This window comes from Azospirillum sp. VT-I1, assembly GCF_055698305.1.
On the sequence record NZ_CP168800.1, the window covers coordinates 1,181,515 to 1,199,909 of the forward strand.

Genomic DNA, 18,395 nt, shown 5'->3' on the forward strand with positions numbered 1-18,395 from the left:
AGCCGATCAGACCAGCACCATGCCGTCTTCCGGCGTGGCGTCGGACGGGCTGTCGTCCGGACCGAACAGGATTTCGTTGTGGGCCTTGCCGCCCGGAATCATGGGGAAGCAGTTTTCCTTCTGGTCGACGGCGATGTCGACGATGCAGGGACGGTCGGTGACGGCCAGCATCTTCTCGATCACCTGATCGACCTCGGCCACCGTGGTGGCGCGCAGGCCGACGCAGCCCCAGGCCTCCGCCAGCTTCACGAAGTCCGGCAGGGCTTCCGAATAGCTCTGGGAATAGCGCGAGCCGTGCAGCAGCTCCTGCCACTGGCGCACCATGCCCATATACTGGTTGTTCAAGATGAAGATCTTGACCGGCGCGCGGTACTGCACGGCGGTGCCGATCTCCTGCATGTTCATCAGGAAGCTGGCCTCGCCCGACACGTCCACCACGATGGCGTCGGGATGGGCCATCTGGGCGCCGATGGCCGCCGGCAGGCCGTAGCCCATGGTGCCGAGCCCGCCCGAGGTCAGCCAGCGGTTCGGCTGGTCGAAGGGCAGGAACTGCGCGGCCCACATCTGGTGCTGGCCGACTTCGGTCGTGATGTAGTGGTCCTTGCCGCGCAGGGCCTCGCGCAGGCGCTCCAGCGCATACTGCGGCTTGATGACCGACTCGGTGCGGTTGTAGTTCAGGCAGTTGCGGGCGCGCCAGCCCTCGATCTTGCCCCACCACTCCTTCAGCGCGGCCTTGTCCGGCGACTTGGCGCGCGCCTTCCAGATCCGCAGCATGTCTTCCAGCACGGCGCCGCAGTCGCCGACGATCGGGATGTCGACCGCCACGTTCTTGTTGATCGAGCTGGGATCGATGTCGACGTGGATCTTCTTGGACCCCGGCGAGAAGGCCGACAGCTTGCCGGTCACGCGGTCGTCGAAGCGGGCGCCGATGTTGATCATGACGTCGCATTCGTACATGGCGAGGTTCGCCTCGTACGTGCCGTGCATGCCGAGCATGCCCAGCCACTGATTGTCCGACGCCGGGAAGGCGCCCAGGCCCATCAGGGTGGAGGTGATCGGGAAGCCGGTGGCCTTGACGAACTGGGTCAGCAGCTTGGCCGCGAAGGGACCGGCGTTGATGACGCCACCGCCGGTGTAGAAGACCGGCCGCTTGGCGTTGGCGATCAGTTCCACCGCCTCCTCGATGCGGGCCATCTCCGGCTTCACCTGCGGACGGTAGGTCTTGTGCTTGACCTCCGCCGGCGGGACGTAGGTGCCGTCGGCGAACTGCACGTCCTTCGGGATGTCGACCAGCACCGGGCCGGGGCGGCCGCTGCGCGCGACATAGAAGGCCTCGTGCAGGGTGCGGGCCAGGCTGTCGACGTCCTTCACCAGGTAATTGTGCTTGGTGCAGGGACGGGTGATGCCGGTGGTGTCGGCTTCCTGGAAGGCATCGTTGCCGATCAGATGGGTCGGCACCTGCCCCGACAGGCAGACCAGCGGAATGCTGTCGCACAGGGCATCCAGCAGGCCGGTCACCGCGTTGGTGGCGCCGGGGCCGGAGGTCACCAGCACGCAGCCGACCTTGCCGGTCGAGCGCGCGTAGCCCTCCGCCGCGTGAACCGCGGCCTGCTCGTGGCGTACAAGGACATGCTTGAGGTCGTTCTGCTGGAACAGCGCGTCGTAGATGGGAAGTACGGCGCCGCCGGGATAGCCGAAGATGATGTCAACGCCCTGATCCTTCAGGGCCTTGATGACGATCTGGGCGCCGGTCAGCTTCTGTTCGGACATCGCTCACGACCTTCTCATGTGGGCGCCTCCTCTAGGGCGCCCGGTTCCTTGGGAACACCAACCCTGCCGGGAGGGGATGCCGTTCAGAACAACGGCTTAGCCCCGATGGCGTGTGCTGGGAGCGGCAAATTAGTCAAATCATCCGTCATAGGTCAACCCAATTCGCGAATGTTCGCAAAGTTTTTTTGCCGCAGTTTTTCCAATTGTTGCGCGCCCGTTGGTGGTGTCCACCCTGCCAGGCCACCGCTTGCCCGAAACGGAAACGGCGGCCGCACCGAAGCGCGGCCGCCGTTCCGAACAGGCGACGACTGGGAGGGACGTGCCGTCAGGCGGCCGTCTTCAGCAGCTCGCACAGCCGGCGGATGCCCTCGCGGATCTGGGCCGGCTTGGTGACGGAGAAGGCGAGGCGCAGCGTGTTCTTGCCCGACCGGTCGGCGTGGAAGGCCGATCCGGGGACGAAGGCGACGTTGGCCTCCTTGATGGCGCGGGCCAGCAACTCCGTGCCGTCCACGCCCTCCGGCGCTTCGATCCAGACGAACAGGCCGCCTTCCGGCTTGGTCCAGGTGACGCCCGGCGGGGCGAACTCGTCCAGCGCCGCCAGCATGGCGTCGCGGCGCTCCTTGTACTGGGTGCGCAGCAGCTTGATGTGGCTGTCGAAGATCTGCGAGACGACGTCGTGCATGACGATCTGGTTGATCGTGCTGGCATGCAGGTCGGCCGCCTGCTTCATCAGCACCAGCCGGTTCACCACCTCCGGCGCCGCATTGACCCAGCCGACGCGCATCGCCGGCACCATCGTCTTGGAGAAGGTGCCGCCGAAGATGACGTTGGTCAGCTTGCCGCCGTTGCGCTCGCAATCGAGCGCCGCCATCAGCGGCAGATGCTCGCCGTCATAGCGCAGCTCGCAATAGGCGGTGTCCTCGATCACCGGCACGCCGGCCGCCTCGCAGGCGTCCAGGATGGCGTGGCGGCGGGCCAGCGTCACCGTGGTGCCGTTGGGGTTCTGGAAATCGGGGACGAGGTAGAAGAACTTCGGCTTCTGCGCCAGCGCCTCGGTCAGCACCGTCATCTCCGGCCCCTCCTCGTCCATCGGGATCGAGAGATAGGTCGGCTCATAGGGCGAGAACGCCTGCAGCGCGCCGAGATAGGTCGGGCGGGTGACGACGATCTTGTCGCCGGGGCCGATCAGCAGCTTGCCGACGAACTCCAGCACCTGCTGCGAGCCGTTGGTGACCAGCACGCCGTCCAGCCCGATGTTGACGCCCTTGCCACCCATGTAGTCGCAGATCCATTCCCGCAGCGGCGTGTAGCCTTCGGTGATGGAATATTGCAGCGCGGCACCGGCACCGGCGTTGGACTGGAAGATCTTCTCGTAGGACCGCGCGATGGCGGAGCTGGGGAACAGGTCCGGATCGGGAATGCCGCCGGCGAAGGAGATGATCTCCGGACGGTCGATCAGCTTCAGCAGTTCCCGGATTTCGGACGCCGTCATGCCGCCCACGCGGCCCGCGAACACATGACCCCAATCAACCGACACGGTGCTTCTCCTTCGGATCAGTAATTTAGTATCGTTCTCAGGCGGTCGAGCATTGCATTTCGTACCGCAGACGAACAAGGCAGATCGATGGTATGGCAGCTATGCTGTCCTGTATGACTTACCAGCATATCGGGTGTTTTGCCAACAATCTGATGACGGAACCACGTGACCTGCCGTTTGGCATAGCGGCGGGTGGATTGCTGGGCCAGCGCGACCGCCTCGGCCAGCGGGAGTTCGCCATGCAGGTGGCGGCGCAGTTCCGGCACGCCCAGCGCCTTCAGCACCGGCAGGTCGGGAGCGAGATCCTGCGCCCGCGCCAGGGCGTCCAATTGCCGCACCTCCTCCAGCGCACCCTGCTCCATCATCAGGTGGAAGCGCTTGTCGCACTGCGCATAGAGGTCGGCCCGCGGCGGGTCGAGCACGATGACGGTGAAGCGCAGATGCTCCGGGGCACCCTGGGCGGTCTGGCTCTGCCAGTGGGACAGCGGATGGCCGGTCGCCTCCAGCACCTCCCAGGCGCGGGTCAGGCGGGTGGTGTCGCCGGGGTTCAGCTTGGCCGACGCCGGATCGCGGTCGACCAGTTCGGCACGGAAGGCCTCGCCGCCGATGGACGCCAGCCGGGCATGGGCGGCGGCGCGCACCTCGTCGGGAATGGGCGGCACCTCGCTCAAGCCCTGCATCAGCGCGCGCAGATAGAGACCGGTGCCACCGACCACCACGGGCAGCCGGCCGTCTTTCCTGGCAGCGTCGATCTCCGCCAGAGCCATGTCACGCCAGCGCGCCGCCGATCCGCGCTCCGCCGCCGGCAGTACGCCATAAAGACGGTGGGGCGCCCGCGCCAGATCCTCGGCCGGCGGACGGGCGGTCAGCAGATCGAGGTCGGCGTAGAGCTGCATGCTGTCGGCATTGATGACAATGCCGCCGAACGTCTCGGCGACGGCGAGCGCCAGCCCCGACTTGCCCGACGCGGTCGGCCCGCCGATGACGATGACGTCGGTCAGATGGGTGGTAAGGTCGCTCATCGTCCTTCCATGGCGTTCCGGCGCTCTCTTTGCAACACCCAACCGCATGCCGACGCCGAAGCTTCGTTGGACCCGGCTCCCCGCCTGTGGTAGGCAGCGCGCAAAGGCCCTCTTTTCCTCGGGACACCCGCCGATGAACGCCGTCGCCACGCTGATCGCCCCCCGCACCGCCACGCTCGACGAGTCCGCCGTCCAGACCGCCAAGGCGGCGCTGGTCGGGCTGGGCGCCGATGCCGGGGCGCCGGACTGGCTGGCGCCCGGCACCGCCTGCGACCTGCCCTTCGGCAACCTCGCGCCGGAACAGGCGGAGGCGGCGATCCGCCACGCCCTGACAGGCGCGACGCTGGACATCGTGGCCCAGCCGGCGGCGACCCGGCGTAAGCGGCTGCTGGTCGCCGATATGGAATCGACGATCATCGAGCAGGAGATGCTGGACGAACTCGGCGACTATGTCGGGCTGAAGGACCACATCGCCGCCATCACCGCCCGCGCCATGAACGGCGAGATCGACTTCAAGGACGCGGTGCGCGAGCGGGTCGCCCTGCTGAAGGGCCTGAAGGAAACGGTGATCGACGAGGTGTGGCAGCGCGCCACCCTGATGCCGGGTGCGGCCCAGCTGATCGGCACCATGCGGGCCAACGGCGCCGTCTGTGTCCTGGTATCGGGCGGCTTCCGCTGCTTCACCGGCCGGGTGCGCAGCTGGATCGGCTTCGACGACGACCGCGGCAACGAGCTGGAGGTGGTGGACGGCGTGATGACCGGCAAGGTGATCGAGCCGATCCTGGACAAGGACAGCAAGCTGCAGGCGCTGATGGCCTATGCCGGCGAGCACCGCGTGCCGGTGGCCGAGACCATGGCCGTCGGCGACGGCGCCAACGACCTGCCGATGCTGCTGGCCGCCGGGCTGGGCGTCGCCTTCCACGCCAAGGCTGTGGTTGCGGCCGAAGCCCGCGCCCGCGTCGACCATGGCGACCTGACCGCCCTGCTCTACGCCCAGGGCTATCGCGCCACGGAGTTCGTGGGGTAAGCGCCCGTCCCCGTCCGCTCAGGCCCAGACGCCGCGGACATAGGGGGTCAGCTGCGTGTCCATCAGGATGATGTGGCGGACCAGCCAGTCGGCGGTGAACTTGTACAGCTTCTCGGCGTTCTCGTGGGTGGGTTCGACGGAGAAGCGGTTGGACAGTTCGCTGACCATCTTGACCGCGGCGCGGTGCATGGCGACGTGCTCCTCGAATTTCGGGTAGCGCACGATCTGCATGATCCGCTCCTCGCGGGCGAAATGCTCCTTGGTGTATTCCAGCAGCTTGACCAGAATCTTGGCGACGCGAACCGGCTGGAACCGCGGGGCGGCCAGTGCTGCGTCGAGTTCGTTCAGATACTCGATCAGGTGCTTGTGATCGTCGTCGATGGCCGGCTGGCCGACGCTCAACTGCCGTCGCCATGTGATGGCGCCCATGACCTTGCGGCCTCCCCCTTGCCGGCACCCCGTTTGGGCGGATTATGGCTGGTGCTACCACCGTACCCAAACAGTCGGGACGTCACATGGCAATTTGACGCACCTGGGAGAGGTGTTTCAAACGAAGCGGGGCGAGTGCGTCGCCGCACCCGCCCCGTTCTTCAACCGGAAATCGGCCGGCTTCAGCCGATGATGGAATAGCCGCAGTCGACGTAGGTGGTGTCGCCGGTGATGCCCTTGGCGCCATCGGTGGCGAGGAAGGCGGTGGTGTAGCCGACCTCCTCGATGGTCACCAGCCGGCCTTCCGGAGCCCGCTCGGCGGCCTTGTTCATCAGCTCGTCGAAATGGGCGATGCCGGAAGCGGCGCGGGTCTTGATCGGGCCGGGAGAAATGGCATGGACGCGGATGCCCTTCGGGCCGAGTTCCGCCGCCAGATAGCGCACGCTGGCCTCCAGCGCGGCCTTGACCGGACCCATCACGCCGTAATTGTCGATGACGCGGTTGGCGCCGAAATAGGACATGGTGAACAGCGACCCGCCGTCCTTCATCAGCGGCTCGGCGTACTTCGCCATGCGGATGAAGGAGTGGCAGGACACGTCCATCGCCTGCTGGAAGCCTTCGCGCGAGCAGTCGACGACGCGGCCGTGCAGGTCCTCCTTCGGCGCGAAGGCGATGCTGTGGAGAGCGAAGTCCAGCTTGCCCCACTTCTCGCCGATCTTGTCGAACATGGCCTTAAGCTGGCCTTCACCGGTGACGTCCACCGGTTCGAAGATCTCGGCCTCCAGCTGCTGGGCCAGCGGCTCGACGAACTTCTTGGCCTTGTCGTTCAGATAGCTGACCGCAAGGTCGGCACCCAGCGCGCGGAAGGCGCGGGCGCAGCCCCAGGCGATCGACTGGTCGTTGGCGATGCCAAGGACGAGCCCCTTCTTGCCTTCGAGCGTGGCGGCGGCGGGAATGATCGTGGTCATGGCGGACGGTCCTGCGGTCGGGTGTGACGGGAGGAGCGGCCGCAACCCCGGTGGCTTCGGGCAAAGCCAGGACACGCGGCGTTCCTTGTGCGGTGCACCATAAACCAATCACGGGAGGTCCGCAACATGTAATGGATGCAATCCACACCCCAGACCCAATCAACGCGCAGCATTGATGCAGGCATGTTCAGTAAAAGCAGAAGTCCTACCTGCCACCCCTTTCATTGATCCATATCAAGACGGCCTTCCGAGGTCGGTCTGGAAGGTCGTTTCTTGATGAAATTTTTGTTATGTAGCCACACCGCTTATCCGACCCACCTCTTACCGGGCGACACCGGGCGTGAAGGAGGGCGGATCGCTGGCCGGGAAGGATTCCTGCGACGCCTCGTCGACGATCTCCTCCTCGCAGGTCTCCTGATAGATGTCGCCGGGATGGCGGGAATAGCGGTCGATGCCGCGTTCCACATCCTGCGACGGAATGGCCGCGCGGTCGCCTCGGGCCCAATCGGCCAGCATCGACTTGCCGGGACAGAAGCCGGTCAGGCCGCGCGCCACCAGCACGCCGCCGGCGAGTGCCATGGCGGCGCCGGTCCAGTTCGGCCGGCGCAGGCCCAGCACCGCCAGCGCCACGCCTCCGGCCAGCGAGGCCAGCCGTTCGCTGTGGCCGACATTGATGGTGTAGCCGCCGCCGGGACCATGGATGCGGTCGTTGAAGCCGCGCAGGTTGCGCTGGGCCGTCTCGGTGATGGAAGAGAGTTCCATGTCGGTCCTCCTGGATGCGGGGCCCGTGGCCGGGTGCCCCCGCGATCGGATCGTTATCGTGTCACTGTTGGGAAACCGGCGGCTGGGGGGTGTCGTTCCCAGCCGGCGCCTGGGGAGATGCCTGAGGGGACGTCTGCGTCGCGCCGCCCTGCCCGCTCCCGCCGCCGGCCGGCGCGGCGCTGGAACCGGATGCCCGCGCTTGCTGCAGTTCCTGATTCAGCCGCGACACCTCCTGCGACAGGCGCTGCACCTCCTGGCGCAGCGGGGCCGCCGCGGCGTCGCTGCCGCCGCCCGTCGTACCGGCGATGGCGGCCAGCGTCGCCGACTGCTGCATCCAATAGGGAGCGACGCCATAATAGGTGTGCACCGCCATCGCCCACTGGCGGTCGTTCATGTTCGGGCGGTTCCTGTCGTCGAAACGCGGGGCGTTGGTCAGCTTGTCCTTCGGGACGTTCAGGACATAGCCGTCGCCGGACGGAGTGAACAACGCCCACGGAACGGGAAAGTCGCTGTCGCCGATGCCGAGGAAGCCGCCCAGTTCGACCACCGCATAGGCGATGCGCCCGGTCGCCGGATCAATCACCAGTTCGGAGACGCTGCCCATGTCCTTGCCGTCCGGGCTGCGCAGCTTGGCGTCTTCGAGATCGTCGGCAGCAATCGCGCGGGGATGGGCGATGGACTCCTGCAGCGCCGTGGCCTCGCCCAGGATGGCGTGGCAGGCCGGCGCATTGCCCTTCTGCGCCGCGCCCTGGGCCGCCTGCTGCAGGGCACGCAGCTGCGCGATTTCCTGCTGGGTCACCGGCGCCGGATTGTTGGGTGCCGCGGCTTCGAGTGCCGCCGCCTGCTGTCCCAGCCGGTCGAGCCCGGCCGCGCAGTCATCGGCGGCCAGCGCGGGCGCGGCGATGGGTGCCAGCGCGGCCAGCAGCAGCGCAGTGCCCAAGGCCGTTGCGGGGGTCGGGCGCGTCATCAGGGCATCCTCCGGCTTGAATCGTCTCATGCTGCATGAACAGCATGGTCAAGCCGGAGGTTCCCGAAGCATCCCTGGGGGCCGGTCAGCCCGGCAGGGGCAGGCCACCGCGCTGGACGATGAAGGACTGAATGGCGTCCAGCCCCTCGCCCGCCTTGACGTTGGCGAAGACGAAGGGGCGGTCGCCGCGCATCTTGCGGGCGTCGCGGTCCATCACCTCAAGACTGGCGCCGACCATCGGGGCCAAGTCGGTCTTGTTGATGACCAGCAGGTCCGACCGGGTGATGCCCGGCCCGCCCTTGCGCGGGATCTTGTCGCCGGCCGACACGTCGATGACGTAGATGGTGATGTCCGCCAGTTCCGGCGAGAAGGTGGCCGCGAGGTTGTCGCCGCCCGATTCGATGAAGATCAGGTCGAGGTTGGGGAACTTTGCGTTCATCTGGTCGACGGCCGCGAGGTTGATCGAGGCATCCTCGCGGATCGCGGTGTGCGGGCAGCCGCCGGTCTCGACACCCATGATCCGTTCCGGCTTCAGCGCGCCGGAGCGGGTGAGGAATTCCGCGTCCTCCTTGGTGTAGATGTCGTTGGTGATCGCCGCGACCTCCCAATCGTCGCGCATGCGCTTGCACAGCGCGTCGGTCAGCGCGGTCTTGCCGGAGCCGACGGGGCCGCCGATGCCGACGCGAAGCGGACCGGCGTGGCTCTTTTCGATAGCGGGGAGAGCGCTCATGAGCGGAACAGCCTCGTATATTGGGTTTCGTGGATCATCGAGGTCCAGTCGACGGCCATCGCCCGGCCGCCGAGATCGTCGAGCGGGGCCGCCAGCGCCGCCTCCGCCGCGCTGTGGGTGATGGGGTCGAGTGCCGCCAGCGCCCGCTGCCCGTCGGTCTGGCCCAGCGGGACCAGCCGCACGCCGGCTGAAACGAGGTTGGCGGCGAAGGCATGCAGATAGGCGGTCAGCGCCGGCCCTTCCGCCACGCCGATCAACGCCGCCGCCAGTGCCACCGCCACCGCATAGGCGACCGGCCGGCCGGTTGAGGCGATCACCGCGTCCCAGCGCGGCAGGTCTTCGAGCGGCCATGCGGCGCGGATCGCCAGCAGGAAAGCCTGTCCCTGCGCCCGCGATTCGAGCGCGGTTTCGGAGGACGCGCGCAGGATGTCGGCGCGCTCCACCGCCCAGGCGAAGGCGGCCTCGTCACCGGCCAGCACGGCGCGGTGGGCGGCCGCGAACAGCATGCCGTCGGTCCGCCCGGCGCCATGGCGCAGGATGCCGTCGAACCAGACGATCATCGTCGCCCGGTCGCGCACCAGCCCCTGCTCCACCGCCGCCTCGATGCCATGGCTGTAGGAGAAGCCGCCGACCGGAAAGCTGGGCGACAGCCACGCCAGCAGCCGCGTCAGGGCGTGGGTGGAAACGCCGTCCACCCCACTGGATCCGATCTCAGTGCGAATGCCCATGCCCGCCGCCATGCGAATGCCCGCCATAGGCGCCGCCTTCCGGCATGAAGGGTGCCGTCACGTCGCGCACCTCGGCCCCCAGGCCGCGCAGCATGTCCTCGATCACATGGTCGCGGCGCAGGCGGATGGTGTCGCCGACGATCTGCACCGGCAGGTGACGGTTGCCGAGATGCCAAGCGACCCGCGCGAAGGCCTCGACCGGGCCGGGCACGCGGACCTCCATCAGGTCTTCCGCGGCGGCGACCACGCGCAGGAAACTGCCGTCGCCCAGTTCCAGCCCGTCGCCGTCATCCAGCGCCACCGCCCGCGGCAGGTCGAGCAGGAAGGCGCCGCCGGCATCGTCGGTCATCGCCATGCGGCGGCGGAAGCGGTCGTCGAAGGCGAGCGTCACGGTGCCGGCCGCCTGCTCGGCGGGCCAATGGTCGCGGGCATGGACACGGGTGGCGCGGCGGGTGGGGTCGGTCATCAGCTAAGCCGTTCGAAGGGGGTCGGGTGGCCGAAGAAGCGGCCGGCCAGTTCGCTGACCAGCGCCGCGTCCCCAGTGGTGAAGAATTTGAGGCCCCGCTCGGCCAGGTCGGGCCGGTATTCGGGGTGGCGGTCGAGATACTGTTCCAGCGAGCGGGCGGTCAGCGTCGGCTGGCACAGCACCTCCACCCCCGGCGGCAGGGCGCGGGCGAACAGGTGGCGGACCAGCGGATAATGGGTGCAGCCCAGCACCACCGTGTCCAACGGCTGGCTGCCCATCTTGTCCAGCAGCACGCGGACATAGCCGGCGACCGCGGGTTCGATCTCGTCATCCGACGCGCCGCGCTCGATCAGCGGCACGAGGTCGGGGCAGGCCTGCTGGACGACGCGGATTGAGGGTGCGCGCTTGCCGATCTCCCGCGGGAAGGACCCGGAGTTGACCGTCGCCGCCGTAGCGAAGATGCCGACGCTGCGCGGCTCGGCGAGATGGTCGGGTGGAACGGTGTCGATCATCCACGGCACCCGCGTGATCGCCTCCACCATCGGCACCAGCACGCCCAGCACATTGCGGCCCGGATGGGCCGACGGCAGCCATTCCTGCTGCAGCCGGCGCAACGCCACCGCGGCTGCGGTGTTGCAGGCGATGACGACCAGCCGGCAGCCCTGGGCGAACAGCCGGTCCATCCCGGCGATGGTCAGCCGGTAGATATCGTCCTCGCTGCGCGGACCGTAGGGAGCCGCGGCATGGTCGCCGAGATAGACGAATGGCCGGTCGGGTGCGGCGTCCACCAGGGCGCGCAGCACCGTCAATCCGCCATGTCCTGAGTCGAATACACCGATCACGAATAGACCCTGCGTAAGACTCCTTCTCCCCCTGGGGAGAAGGTTGGGATGAGGGGGTTCGGCAAAGCCGAAGAAATCCTCGAAGCGGTTCCCCCTCACCCTAACCCTCTCCCCGGAGGGGAGAGGGGATTAAAAAAACGCCTCAGAACAGGAAATACCGCTGCGCCATCGGCAGGACGTCGGCCGGTTCGCAGGTCAGCAGTTGCCCGTCTGCCCGCACCTCGTAGGTTTCCGGGTCCACCTCGATGTGCGGGGTGGCATCGTTGTGGATCATGTCCTTCTTGCCGACGGTGCGGGTGCCCCGGACGGCGATCAGCTCGCGGTGCAGGCCGAGTTGCCGGCCGACCTCCAGCTCCATCGCCTTGGCGCTGACGAAGGTCACGCTGCTGGCCTGCATCGCCCGGCCGAAGGCGCCGAACATCGGGCGGTAATGCACCGGCTGCGGCGTCGGGATCGAGGCGTTGGGGTCGCCCATCAGCGCCGCGGCGATGGTGCCGCACTTGATGACCATGTCGGGCTTCACCCCGAAGAAGGCCGGCGACCACACCACCAGATCGGCCAGCTTGCCGACCTCGACCGAGCCGACGACATGGCCGATGCCGTGCGACAGCGCCGGGTTGATGGTGTATTTGGCGATGTAGCGCTTGACCCGGAAATTGTCGTTGTCGCCGGTCTCCTGCGGCAGCCGGCCGCGCTGGAGCTTCATCTTGTGGGCGGTCTGCCAGGTGCGGATCACCACCTCGCCCAGCCGGCCCATCGCCTGGCTGTCCGACGAGATCATGGAGAAGACGCCCAGATCGTGCAGGATGTCCTCCGCCGCGATGGTCTCGCGCCGGATGCGGCTTTCGGCGAAGGCGACGTCTTCCGGAATGCGCGGGCTGAGGTGGTGGCACACCATCAGCATGTCCAGATGCTCGTCCACCGTGTTGATGGTGAAGGGCCGCGTCGGGTTGGTCGAGCTGGGCAGCACGTTGCCGAGGCTGGCCACCCGGATGATGTCCGGCGCATGGCCGCCGCCCGCCCCTTCGGTGTGGAAGGTGTGGATGGTGCGGCCCTTGAATGCGGCGATGGTGTCCTCGACGAAGCCCGATTCGTTCAGCGTGTCGGTGTGGATCGCCACCTGGACGTCAAGCTGGTCGGCCACCGTCAGGCAGGTGTCGATGGAGTCGGGCGTGGTGCCCCAATCCTCGTGCAGCTTCAGGCCGCAGGCGCCGGCGGCGATCTGCTCCAGCAGCGCGTCGGGACGGCTGGCGTTGCCCTTGCCGAAGAAGCCCAGGTTGATCGGCAGCCCTTCGGCGGCCTGGAGCATCCGCTCCATATGCCAGGGGCCGGGCGTGCAGGTGGTGGCGGACGTGCCGGCGGCCGGGCCGGTGCCGCCGCCCAGCATGGTGGTGACGCCGCTGTTCAGCGCTTCGTCCACCTGCTGCGGGCAGATGAAATGGATGTGGGCGTCGATGCCGCCGGCGGTGACGATCTTGCCCTCGCCCGCGATCACCTCGGTGCCCGGACCGACGATGATGTCGACGCCGGGCTGGATGTCGGGGTTGCCGGCCTTGCCGATGGCGGCGATGCGCCCGCCGGTGATGCCGATGTCGGCCTTGACGATGCCCCAATGGTCGATGATCAGGGCATTGGTGATGACGGTGTCGACGGCCCCCTGGTGGCGCGAGCGCTGGGACTGCCCCATGCCGTCGCGGATCACCTTGCCGCCGCCGAACTTCACCTCCTCGCCATAGACGGTGTGGTCGCGTTCGACCTCCACGATCAGGTCGGTGTCGGCCAGCCGGACGCGGTCGCCGGTGGTCGGGCCGTAGAGGGCCGCATATTCGGCCCGGTCGATGCGGTGCGCCATTGTCGTTCGCCCTTCCTGTCGGCCCGTCAGAGGGCGCCGTTGACCTTGCGGTTGAAGCCGATCACCACCCGGTCGCCGCCATAGGCGACCAGCGTCACGCGGCGGGTCTGGCCGGGCTCGAAGCGCACCGCCGTCCCGGCCGGAATGTCGAGCCGGAAGCCGCGCGCCTTCTCGCGGTCGAAGGTCAGCGCGCTGTTGGTCTCGTAGAAATGGAAGTGCGAGCCGACCTGGATCGGCCGGTCGCCGGCATTGGCGACGTCGAGTTCGACGGTGGCGCGGCCGTCGTTCAGCACGATCTCGCCGGCCGCGGGGAAGATTTCACCGGGTTTCATGGGATCTCCCCCTCAACGGATCGGCTGGTGGACGGTGACGAGCTTGGTGCCGTCGGGGAAGGTCGCCTCGACCTGGATGTCGTGGATCATGTCGGCCACGCCGTCCATCACCTGATCGCGGGTCAGGACGGTAGCGCCGTCGCGCATCAGCTCGGCCACCGTGCGGCCGTCGCGCGCACCTTCCACCACGTAATCGGTGATGAGGGCAACCGCCTCCGGATGGTTCAGCTTGACGCCACGCTCCAGCCGCCGCCGCGCCACCATCGCCGCCATCGCGACGAGCAGCTTGTCCTTCTCGCGCCCTGTCAGGTTCATCGGGGGATTGCCCTTTCGCCACCCTGTTCGTTGCCGGCGATTATGCCACGCCGATGCGGCTCGCCAAGTGCGTCGTATGACGTAGACGCTTGAAAGTGCTGGCGGGAAAGCTCGAACGCCGCCCTCACACCTCCCACAGCCGCGGCAGGCGGGTGGGCAGGCCGGCAGCCTCGCTGCGCAGGCCGGACCACAGCGCGGCATAGGCGCGGCGCACCGTGCGGGCATCGCCACCAAGGATGCGGACGACCAGCAGACCGTCCAGCGCGGTGGCGCCGATGCGCGTACCCTCCTGCGCCTCCGCCAGCGCGCGGACGGCATCGAGATGGCGGGCGGCGTCGGGGGCGGCGTGCAGCAGAGTGGCGCAGGCGGCGGCTCCACCGAAGCCGGCGGGGTGGGCCAGCGCCTCGGCGATGTCGTCGTCCAGATGCAGGGCGTCAGCCCAGATCAGGCGGCCGTCGCGGGCGACCTCCCAGGCGTCGCGGATCAGGCCGCGGGTTACCGTCTCGCCGAAGGCGGCGCGGCCGAAGACCAGCATCTCGCCGGCGATGGCGCGACCGTCGCCCGACAGGTCGATCCGGGTCAGGCGGCGCAGGCGCGAGCCTTCGAAGACGATGGCTTCCTGCGGCATCCACTCCAGCCACGCGCCGTCCTCCACCGACAAGGCGGTGTCGATGCGGCAGTCGGCGCCGGTGGAGCGATAGACCTTCTCGGCCGCCTGGGTGGTGACCAGGGCCCTGGCACCCGACCCGACGGACAGGGCGATGTCCATGCGGTCGCCGCCGACCATGCCGCCCGACGTGGTGGCGAGCACCGCGATGGGAAGGTCGTCGCGGCGCGGCGTCGGCATCAGCACCCGCAGCGGGTCATGGTGGTAGAGCGTCGCCAGCCGGGTCTGCCCATGGCGATGCTCGAACCGGACGGTCGCGGCGCCATGGACGGCGACCTTCTTCTCCTCTTGCGCGTTCCACTCGCGTGCAGAGTCCTCCGGCCTGTCGGCCACCGCCACTTCAACCAAGCGCCCGCTCCCACCCTGGATGTTGCGGGCGCCAGTCTGCCGGAAGCGGAGCGGTTCAGGCAATGCGGACGAGGGTCCGGATTATCCTTCGCCGGAGAAGCAGCCGTTGCGGGCGGCGACCACCGCGACCTGGGTGCGGTTGCGCACGCCCAGCTTCTGCATGATGGCGCGGACATGCACCTTCACCGTGCCTTCCAGCACGCCCAGTCCGCGGGCGATCTCCTTGTTGGAATGGCCGGCCAGCAGCAGTTCGAACACGTCGCGCTGGCGGTCGGTCAGCCGGTCCAGGATGTCGTCGTTGCCGCGCGGCCCCTCGCTCAGCGCCCCGTTCAGCACCGCGCGCGGCAGCGGCAGGAAGACGTCGCCGCTGAGCGCCAGCGAGATGGCATGCTCCAGCACTTCCGGCGGGCTGGTCTTCAGCACATAGCCGCGGGCACCCATGCGGACGCTGTCGACGATGTCGGCCACCTCGTCGGAGTTGGTGAGGATCAGCACGGGCACCTCGCCCAGCGTCTCCTTCAGGCGGCGCAGGCCGGCGATGGCGCCGCCGCCGGCCTCGTCCTCATCCCCGCGCGGCGGGCCGGGATCGAACAGAATCAGGGCCAATTCGGGAGTCTTGCGGCCGACATCCAGCGCTTCATCCAACGACCCCGCCTCCAGCACGCGCGTTCCGGGGCAGATTTCGCCGATGGACAGGGCGAAGCCGTGGCGGACCATCGGCTGCTCGTCGACCACCAGAAAAATCCGCGTCGGATTGCCCGCGCTACGCGAACTGCCGCGCGCTTGAAGCTCGAACTCCATCGTGTCCCCTTATGCTCAGCGGACCGCTTTACCAGAAGGGCCAAGAACACCAAAAAGCCCCATTGGGAAAGCGGTTCATTCGCGCCGCTCTATGGCTCGCCTACCTCTAAATATCGAATGAACGGATCTCCGTTCAATTTCTGCCCAAATCCGATCTATTGGCTGTGACTTTCCTGTTCTCATCTTGCGCCGTTGGTTAATGAACCGTATAAATCATCCCGGCACGAAGCGTAAAGCCCGCTGTTCCGAACAATATTGTTCTAATTTTTCATGTTCGGAGTCTGCCTGGACCGGATCGAACGGCCCGGTCCTTGGCCCTGGTCTTCGGATCGGGGTTCCAGGGGGAGCAGATCAAAGGGGGATCGCCGCCGCCCGGCAAAGGGCGGCCCAGCGGAGGATGATCGATGAAGACATGGACTGTGATGCTGGTCGACCATGACCGGCTGTTTTCGGCGGCCCTGGCAACGCTGATCGGCGGCGGCCCCTTCCGGGTCAGCGCCCACGCGGCCAGCGCCGACGACGCGCTCGACCTGATTGCCGACGGCGACCAGCCCGACCTGATCGTGCTGGCGCTGCAGGACGGCATGCCCGAGGAGATCGCCGGCATCCGCCGCCTGCGCGAAGGCACGTCGGCGCGGATCGTCGTGCTGGCCGACACCATCGCCGACCGCAGCCTGTCGCAGTCGCTGAAGGCGGGTGCCGACGCCTATCTGAACAAGAGCATGTCGAGCGAGAGCCTGCTGCGCTCCCTTCGGCTGGTGATGCTGGGCGAGGTGGTCTATCCCACCCATGTCGCCGGCCTTCTGATGGCCGCGGCGAACGAGCGCCCGCAGCACACGCCGACACCCATCGCCATGCCGCCCAGCGGCGACCTGTCGAAGCGCGAGGTGCAGATCCTGCGCTGTCTTCTGGCCGGCCAGTCGAACAAGGCCATCGCGCGAAACCTGCACATCACGGAATCGACCGTGAAGATGCATTTCAAGAACGTGATGCGGAAGATCAACGCGCAGAACCGCACCCAGGCCGCGGTGTGGGCGATCCAGAATGGGTTGTCGCCGCTGGTGACGGCGTAGGGGGTTGTTGCAGTAGGGTTGCCCCCTCCCTCCCACGGCTCCGCCGCGGGTCCCTCCCTCCCCGCTGCGCGGGAGAGGGTAAGTTTGCAATGCGGCGGCAGTCCCCTCTCCCGCGAAGCGGGGAGGGTTAGGGAGGGGGCAAAAGCACCCCCTACTCCGCCGCGTGGCGATGGCCCGTATGCCGGCCTTCGCAGAACTCCTCGATCATCTTGCGGCAGAAGGCCGGGATGTCGTCGGGCTTGCGCGAGGTGACCAGCCCGTGGTCGGTCACCACCTGCTCGTCCACCCAGGTGGCGCCCGCGTTGCGCAGGTCGGCCTGCAGCGACGGCCAGCTGGTCATGCGCTTGCCGCGCACACCATCGGCGTCGATCAGCGTCCACGGGCCGTGGCAGATCGCCGCGATGGGACGGCCGGACGTGACGAAGCTGTTCACGAACTCGATCGCCTTGGGCTCAAGCCGCAGCGCATCCGGGTTGATCACGCCCCCCGGCAGCAGCAGCGCGTCGTAGCGGTCGCCATCGGCCTGGTCGAGCGTCACGTCCACATCGACCATGTCGCCGCGGTCATGGTGGTTCCAGCCCTGGATCTGCCCGCCCTTGGGTGCCACCACATGCACGGTGGCGCCGGCATCGCGCAACGCCTTCACCGGTTCGGTCAGTTCCACCTGTTCGAAGCCGTCGGTGGCGAGGACGGCGACGGTCTTTCCGTCGAGTTTTTGAGCCATTGGGTAGTCTCCTTCGCTGAGGGCCTATGCCGCAGCAACCGGATTACCCCTGGATGGTTCCCTGGGAACTGTCCCGCAATTCCTATGTTGATTGTGACATACGAGACACACATCAGCGATGGGAGCCCGATCCATGCGGTTCCAGACCCTGTTGGCCGGCCTTGCGCTGGCGGCGACCCTTCCCTTTGCCCACGCCGAGTCGGCGCTGGCCGCCGATCCGCGCGGCGGCGACGACCTCATCGGCGTCGAGGTGACCGGCCTGCTCGGCGAAGAGCTGGGCCAGATCGTTTCCGTTTCACCCGCCGCCCACGGCAAGGACGACAGCATCCTGGTCGAGGCCAGCGGCATGCTGGACGTCGGCCACCGCTTCTTCACCGTCCACCGCTCGCAACTGACGCCGGGCGAGGCCGAGGACACCGTCACCTATAGGAAGACCGCGCAGGAGGTGATCCGCCGCCTGCACAGCGATACCCAGGTCGCGGAGCGCTGACCCGGTCCGCGGAGCGCTGAACCGGCGCTCCGCCGGCCGCCCGGGAACTCAGGCGGTCTGGTCGGGAGCGCTTTCTTCGGGGTGGCAGGGCTTGCAGCCGGTGGGCCAGGGTTCACCCAGATCCTCCACCACCATGCGCCAGGACGGCGCATCCAGGCGGACGCAGCCGCCGCCGGCGAAATGCAGGGCGACGCCGCCCTCCACCGTCTCCATCGACAGCAGTTCCAGGATCCGGCCGCGGTCCTTCAGGTCGAAGCCGCGCAGCTTGGCGCCGGTCACCCCCTCCACCCGCAGGCCGCAATGGACCCGCTCATAGGGAGCCAGATCGTCGTCGTCGGCGCTGGGGCCGGGCCGGGGCTGGTCGGCGGATTCCCAGCGGAAGCGGTTGACCACCATGACGAACCGCTTCTCGTCGGGCTGGAAGCACATGTCGCCGACCGGCAGGATGGCGTCCTGCAGACAGGCGGAGACGACCTTCAGGTCCTCCTCGTCCTCGGCACGCAGGCGGATCGGGGTGATGGCCGTCATAATCGGGGGCACCTCTC

The 18,395-nt window shown here is 67.8% G+C and carries 21 protein-coding genes; 3 read left to right on the top strand and 18 right to left on the bottom strand.

Going from position 1 to position 18,395, the window contains the following annotated elements; all coding sequences use genetic code 11:
- Positions 1-6: 6 nt before the first annotated feature.
- From AB8P05_RS05670 to miaA, 3 genes are all read right to left on the bottom strand, one after another.
- Positions 7-1,770 carry an acetolactate synthase 3 large subunit gene (locus tag AB8P05_RS05670; RefSeq protein ID WP_472759126.1) on the bottom strand — a complete coding sequence of 588 codons (1,764 nt, stop codon included), beginning with the start codon at positions 1,768-1,770 and terminating at the stop codon, positions 7-9.
- Positions 1,771-2,095: 325 nt separating this feature from the next.
- Positions 2,096-3,307 carry an aminotransferase-like domain-containing protein gene (locus tag AB8P05_RS05675; RefSeq protein ID WP_472759127.1) on the bottom strand — a complete coding sequence of 404 codons (1,212 nt, stop codon included), beginning with the start codon at positions 3,305-3,307 and terminating at the stop codon, positions 2,096-2,098.
- Between the two features lie 17 nt (positions 3,308-3,324).
- A complete protein-coding gene (miaA, locus tag AB8P05_RS05680) occupies positions 3,325-4,329 on the bottom strand; it encodes a tRNA (adenosine(37)-N6)-dimethylallyltransferase MiaA (protein ID WP_472759128.1) in 1,005 nt (334 codons plus the stop codon).
- 133 nt (positions 4,330-4,462) lie between these two features.
- Between miaA and serB the strand changes: the two genes are divergently transcribed.
- Entirely contained in the window at positions 4,463-5,356 is an 894-nt protein-coding gene (gene serB, locus AB8P05_RS05685; RefSeq protein WP_472759129.1) for a phosphoserine phosphatase SerB, read from the top strand.
- 18 nt (positions 5,357-5,374) lie between these two features.
- On the opposite strand, the gene AB8P05_RS05690 is transcribed toward serB, so the two are convergent.
- The 13 genes from AB8P05_RS05690 to AB8P05_RS05750 all read right to left on the bottom strand — a co-directional run bounded on the left by AB8P05_RS05690 (position 5,375) and on the right by AB8P05_RS05750 (position 15,497).
- Positions 5,375-5,785 (bottom strand): bacteriohemerythrin, encoded by a 411-nt coding sequence (locus AB8P05_RS05690; RefSeq protein ID WP_455172285.1) that lies wholly within the window; start codon positions 5,783-5,785, stop codon positions 5,375-5,377.
- Positions 5,786-5,967: 182 nt separating this feature from the next.
- Positions 5,968-6,753 carry an enoyl-ACP reductase FabI gene (fabI, locus tag AB8P05_RS05695; protein WP_472759130.1) on the bottom strand — a complete coding sequence of 262 codons (786 nt, stop codon included), beginning with the start codon at positions 6,751-6,753 and terminating at the stop codon, positions 5,968-5,970.
- Between the two features lie 321 nt (positions 6,754-7,074).
- Positions 7,075-7,515: a YgaP family membrane protein gene (locus AB8P05_RS05700; protein WP_472759131.1), complete on the bottom strand. Its 441-nt coding sequence runs from the start codon at positions 7,513-7,515 to the stop codon at positions 7,075-7,077.
- Between the two features lie 61 nt (positions 7,516-7,576).
- Positions 7,577-8,482 carry a PRC-barrel domain-containing protein gene (locus tag AB8P05_RS05705; protein ID WP_455172288.1) on the bottom strand — a complete coding sequence of 302 codons (906 nt, stop codon included), beginning with the start codon at positions 8,480-8,482 and terminating at the stop codon, positions 7,577-7,579.
- A gap of 85 nt (positions 8,483-8,567) precedes the next feature.
- On the bottom strand, positions 8,568-9,212 hold the full coding sequence (gene ureG, locus AB8P05_RS05710) for an urease accessory protein UreG (protein ID WP_042694999.1): 645 nt from the start codon (positions 9,210-9,212) through the stop codon (positions 8,568-8,570).
- A complete protein-coding gene (locus AB8P05_RS05715; protein WP_472759132.1) occupies positions 9,209-9,940 on the bottom strand; it encodes an urease accessory protein UreF in 732 nt (243 codons plus the stop codon). Before AB8P05_RS05715 ends, ureG begins: the two co-directional genes overlap by 4 nt.
- Positions 9,924-10,406 carry an urease accessory protein UreE gene (locus AB8P05_RS05720; protein ID WP_472759133.1) on the bottom strand — a complete coding sequence of 161 codons (483 nt, stop codon included), beginning with the start codon at positions 10,404-10,406 and terminating at the stop codon, positions 9,924-9,926. The genes AB8P05_RS05715 and AB8P05_RS05720 overlap by 17 nt, the downstream gene beginning before the upstream one ends.
- Positions 10,406-11,248 carry a glutamate racemase gene (gene murI, locus AB8P05_RS05725; RefSeq protein WP_472759134.1) on the bottom strand — a complete coding sequence of 281 codons (843 nt, stop codon included), beginning with the start codon at positions 11,246-11,248 and terminating at the stop codon, positions 10,406-10,408. Before murI ends, AB8P05_RS05720 begins: the two co-directional genes overlap by 1 nt.
- Before the next feature lie 142 nt (positions 11,249-11,390).
- A complete protein-coding gene (gene ureC, locus AB8P05_RS05730) occupies positions 11,391-13,100 on the bottom strand; it encodes an urease subunit alpha (RefSeq protein ID WP_472759135.1) in 1,710 nt (569 codons plus the stop codon).
- A gap of 26 nt (positions 13,101-13,126) precedes the next feature.
- Positions 13,127-13,432, bottom strand: a complete 306-nt coding sequence (locus tag AB8P05_RS05735) for an urease subunit beta (protein ID WP_136704390.1) — start codon at positions 13,430-13,432, stop codon at positions 13,127-13,129.
- Positions 13,433-13,444: 12 nt separating this feature from the next.
- Complete coding sequence (locus AB8P05_RS05740; RefSeq protein ID WP_085089984.1) at positions 13,445-13,747, bottom strand: urease subunit gamma; 303 nt, start codon at positions 13,745-13,747, stop codon at positions 13,445-13,447.
- Between the two features lie 124 nt (positions 13,748-13,871).
- Entirely contained in the window at positions 13,872-14,753 is an 882-nt protein-coding gene (locus AB8P05_RS05745; RefSeq protein WP_472759313.1) for an urease accessory protein UreD, read from the bottom strand.
- Positions 14,754-14,843: 90 nt separating this feature from the next.
- Positions 14,844-15,497 (bottom strand): LuxR C-terminal-related transcriptional regulator, encoded by a 654-nt coding sequence (locus tag AB8P05_RS05750; protein WP_472759136.1) that lies wholly within the window; start codon positions 15,495-15,497, stop codon positions 14,844-14,846.
- 470 nt (positions 15,498-15,967) lie between these two features.
- Between AB8P05_RS05750 and AB8P05_RS05755 the strand changes: the two genes are divergently transcribed.
- Positions 15,968-16,636 (top strand): LuxR C-terminal-related transcriptional regulator, encoded by a 669-nt coding sequence (locus tag AB8P05_RS05755; RefSeq protein WP_014248463.1) that lies wholly within the window; start codon positions 15,968-15,970, stop codon positions 16,634-16,636.
- Between the two features lie 151 nt (positions 16,637-16,787).
- Here AB8P05_RS05755 and AB8P05_RS05760 read toward each other — a convergent pair whose 3' ends face one another.
- On the bottom strand, positions 16,788-17,360 hold the full coding sequence (locus tag AB8P05_RS05760; RefSeq protein ID WP_472759137.1) for a type 1 glutamine amidotransferase domain-containing protein: 573 nt from the start codon (positions 17,358-17,360) through the stop codon (positions 16,788-16,790).
- Between the two features lie 133 nt (positions 17,361-17,493).
- Between AB8P05_RS05760 and AB8P05_RS05765 the strand changes: the two genes are divergently transcribed.
- Positions 17,494-17,850 carry a hypothetical protein gene (locus AB8P05_RS05765; protein WP_472759138.1) on the top strand — a complete coding sequence of 119 codons (357 nt, stop codon included), beginning with the start codon at positions 17,494-17,496 and terminating at the stop codon, positions 17,848-17,850.
- 48 nt (positions 17,851-17,898) lie between these two features.
- On the opposite strand, the gene AB8P05_RS05770 is transcribed toward AB8P05_RS05765, so the two are convergent.
- On the bottom strand, positions 17,899-18,378 hold the full coding sequence (locus tag AB8P05_RS05770; protein ID WP_472759139.1) for a DUF2948 family protein: 480 nt from the start codon (positions 18,376-18,378) through the stop codon (positions 17,899-17,901).
- Positions 18,379-18,395: the final 17 nt, after the last annotated feature.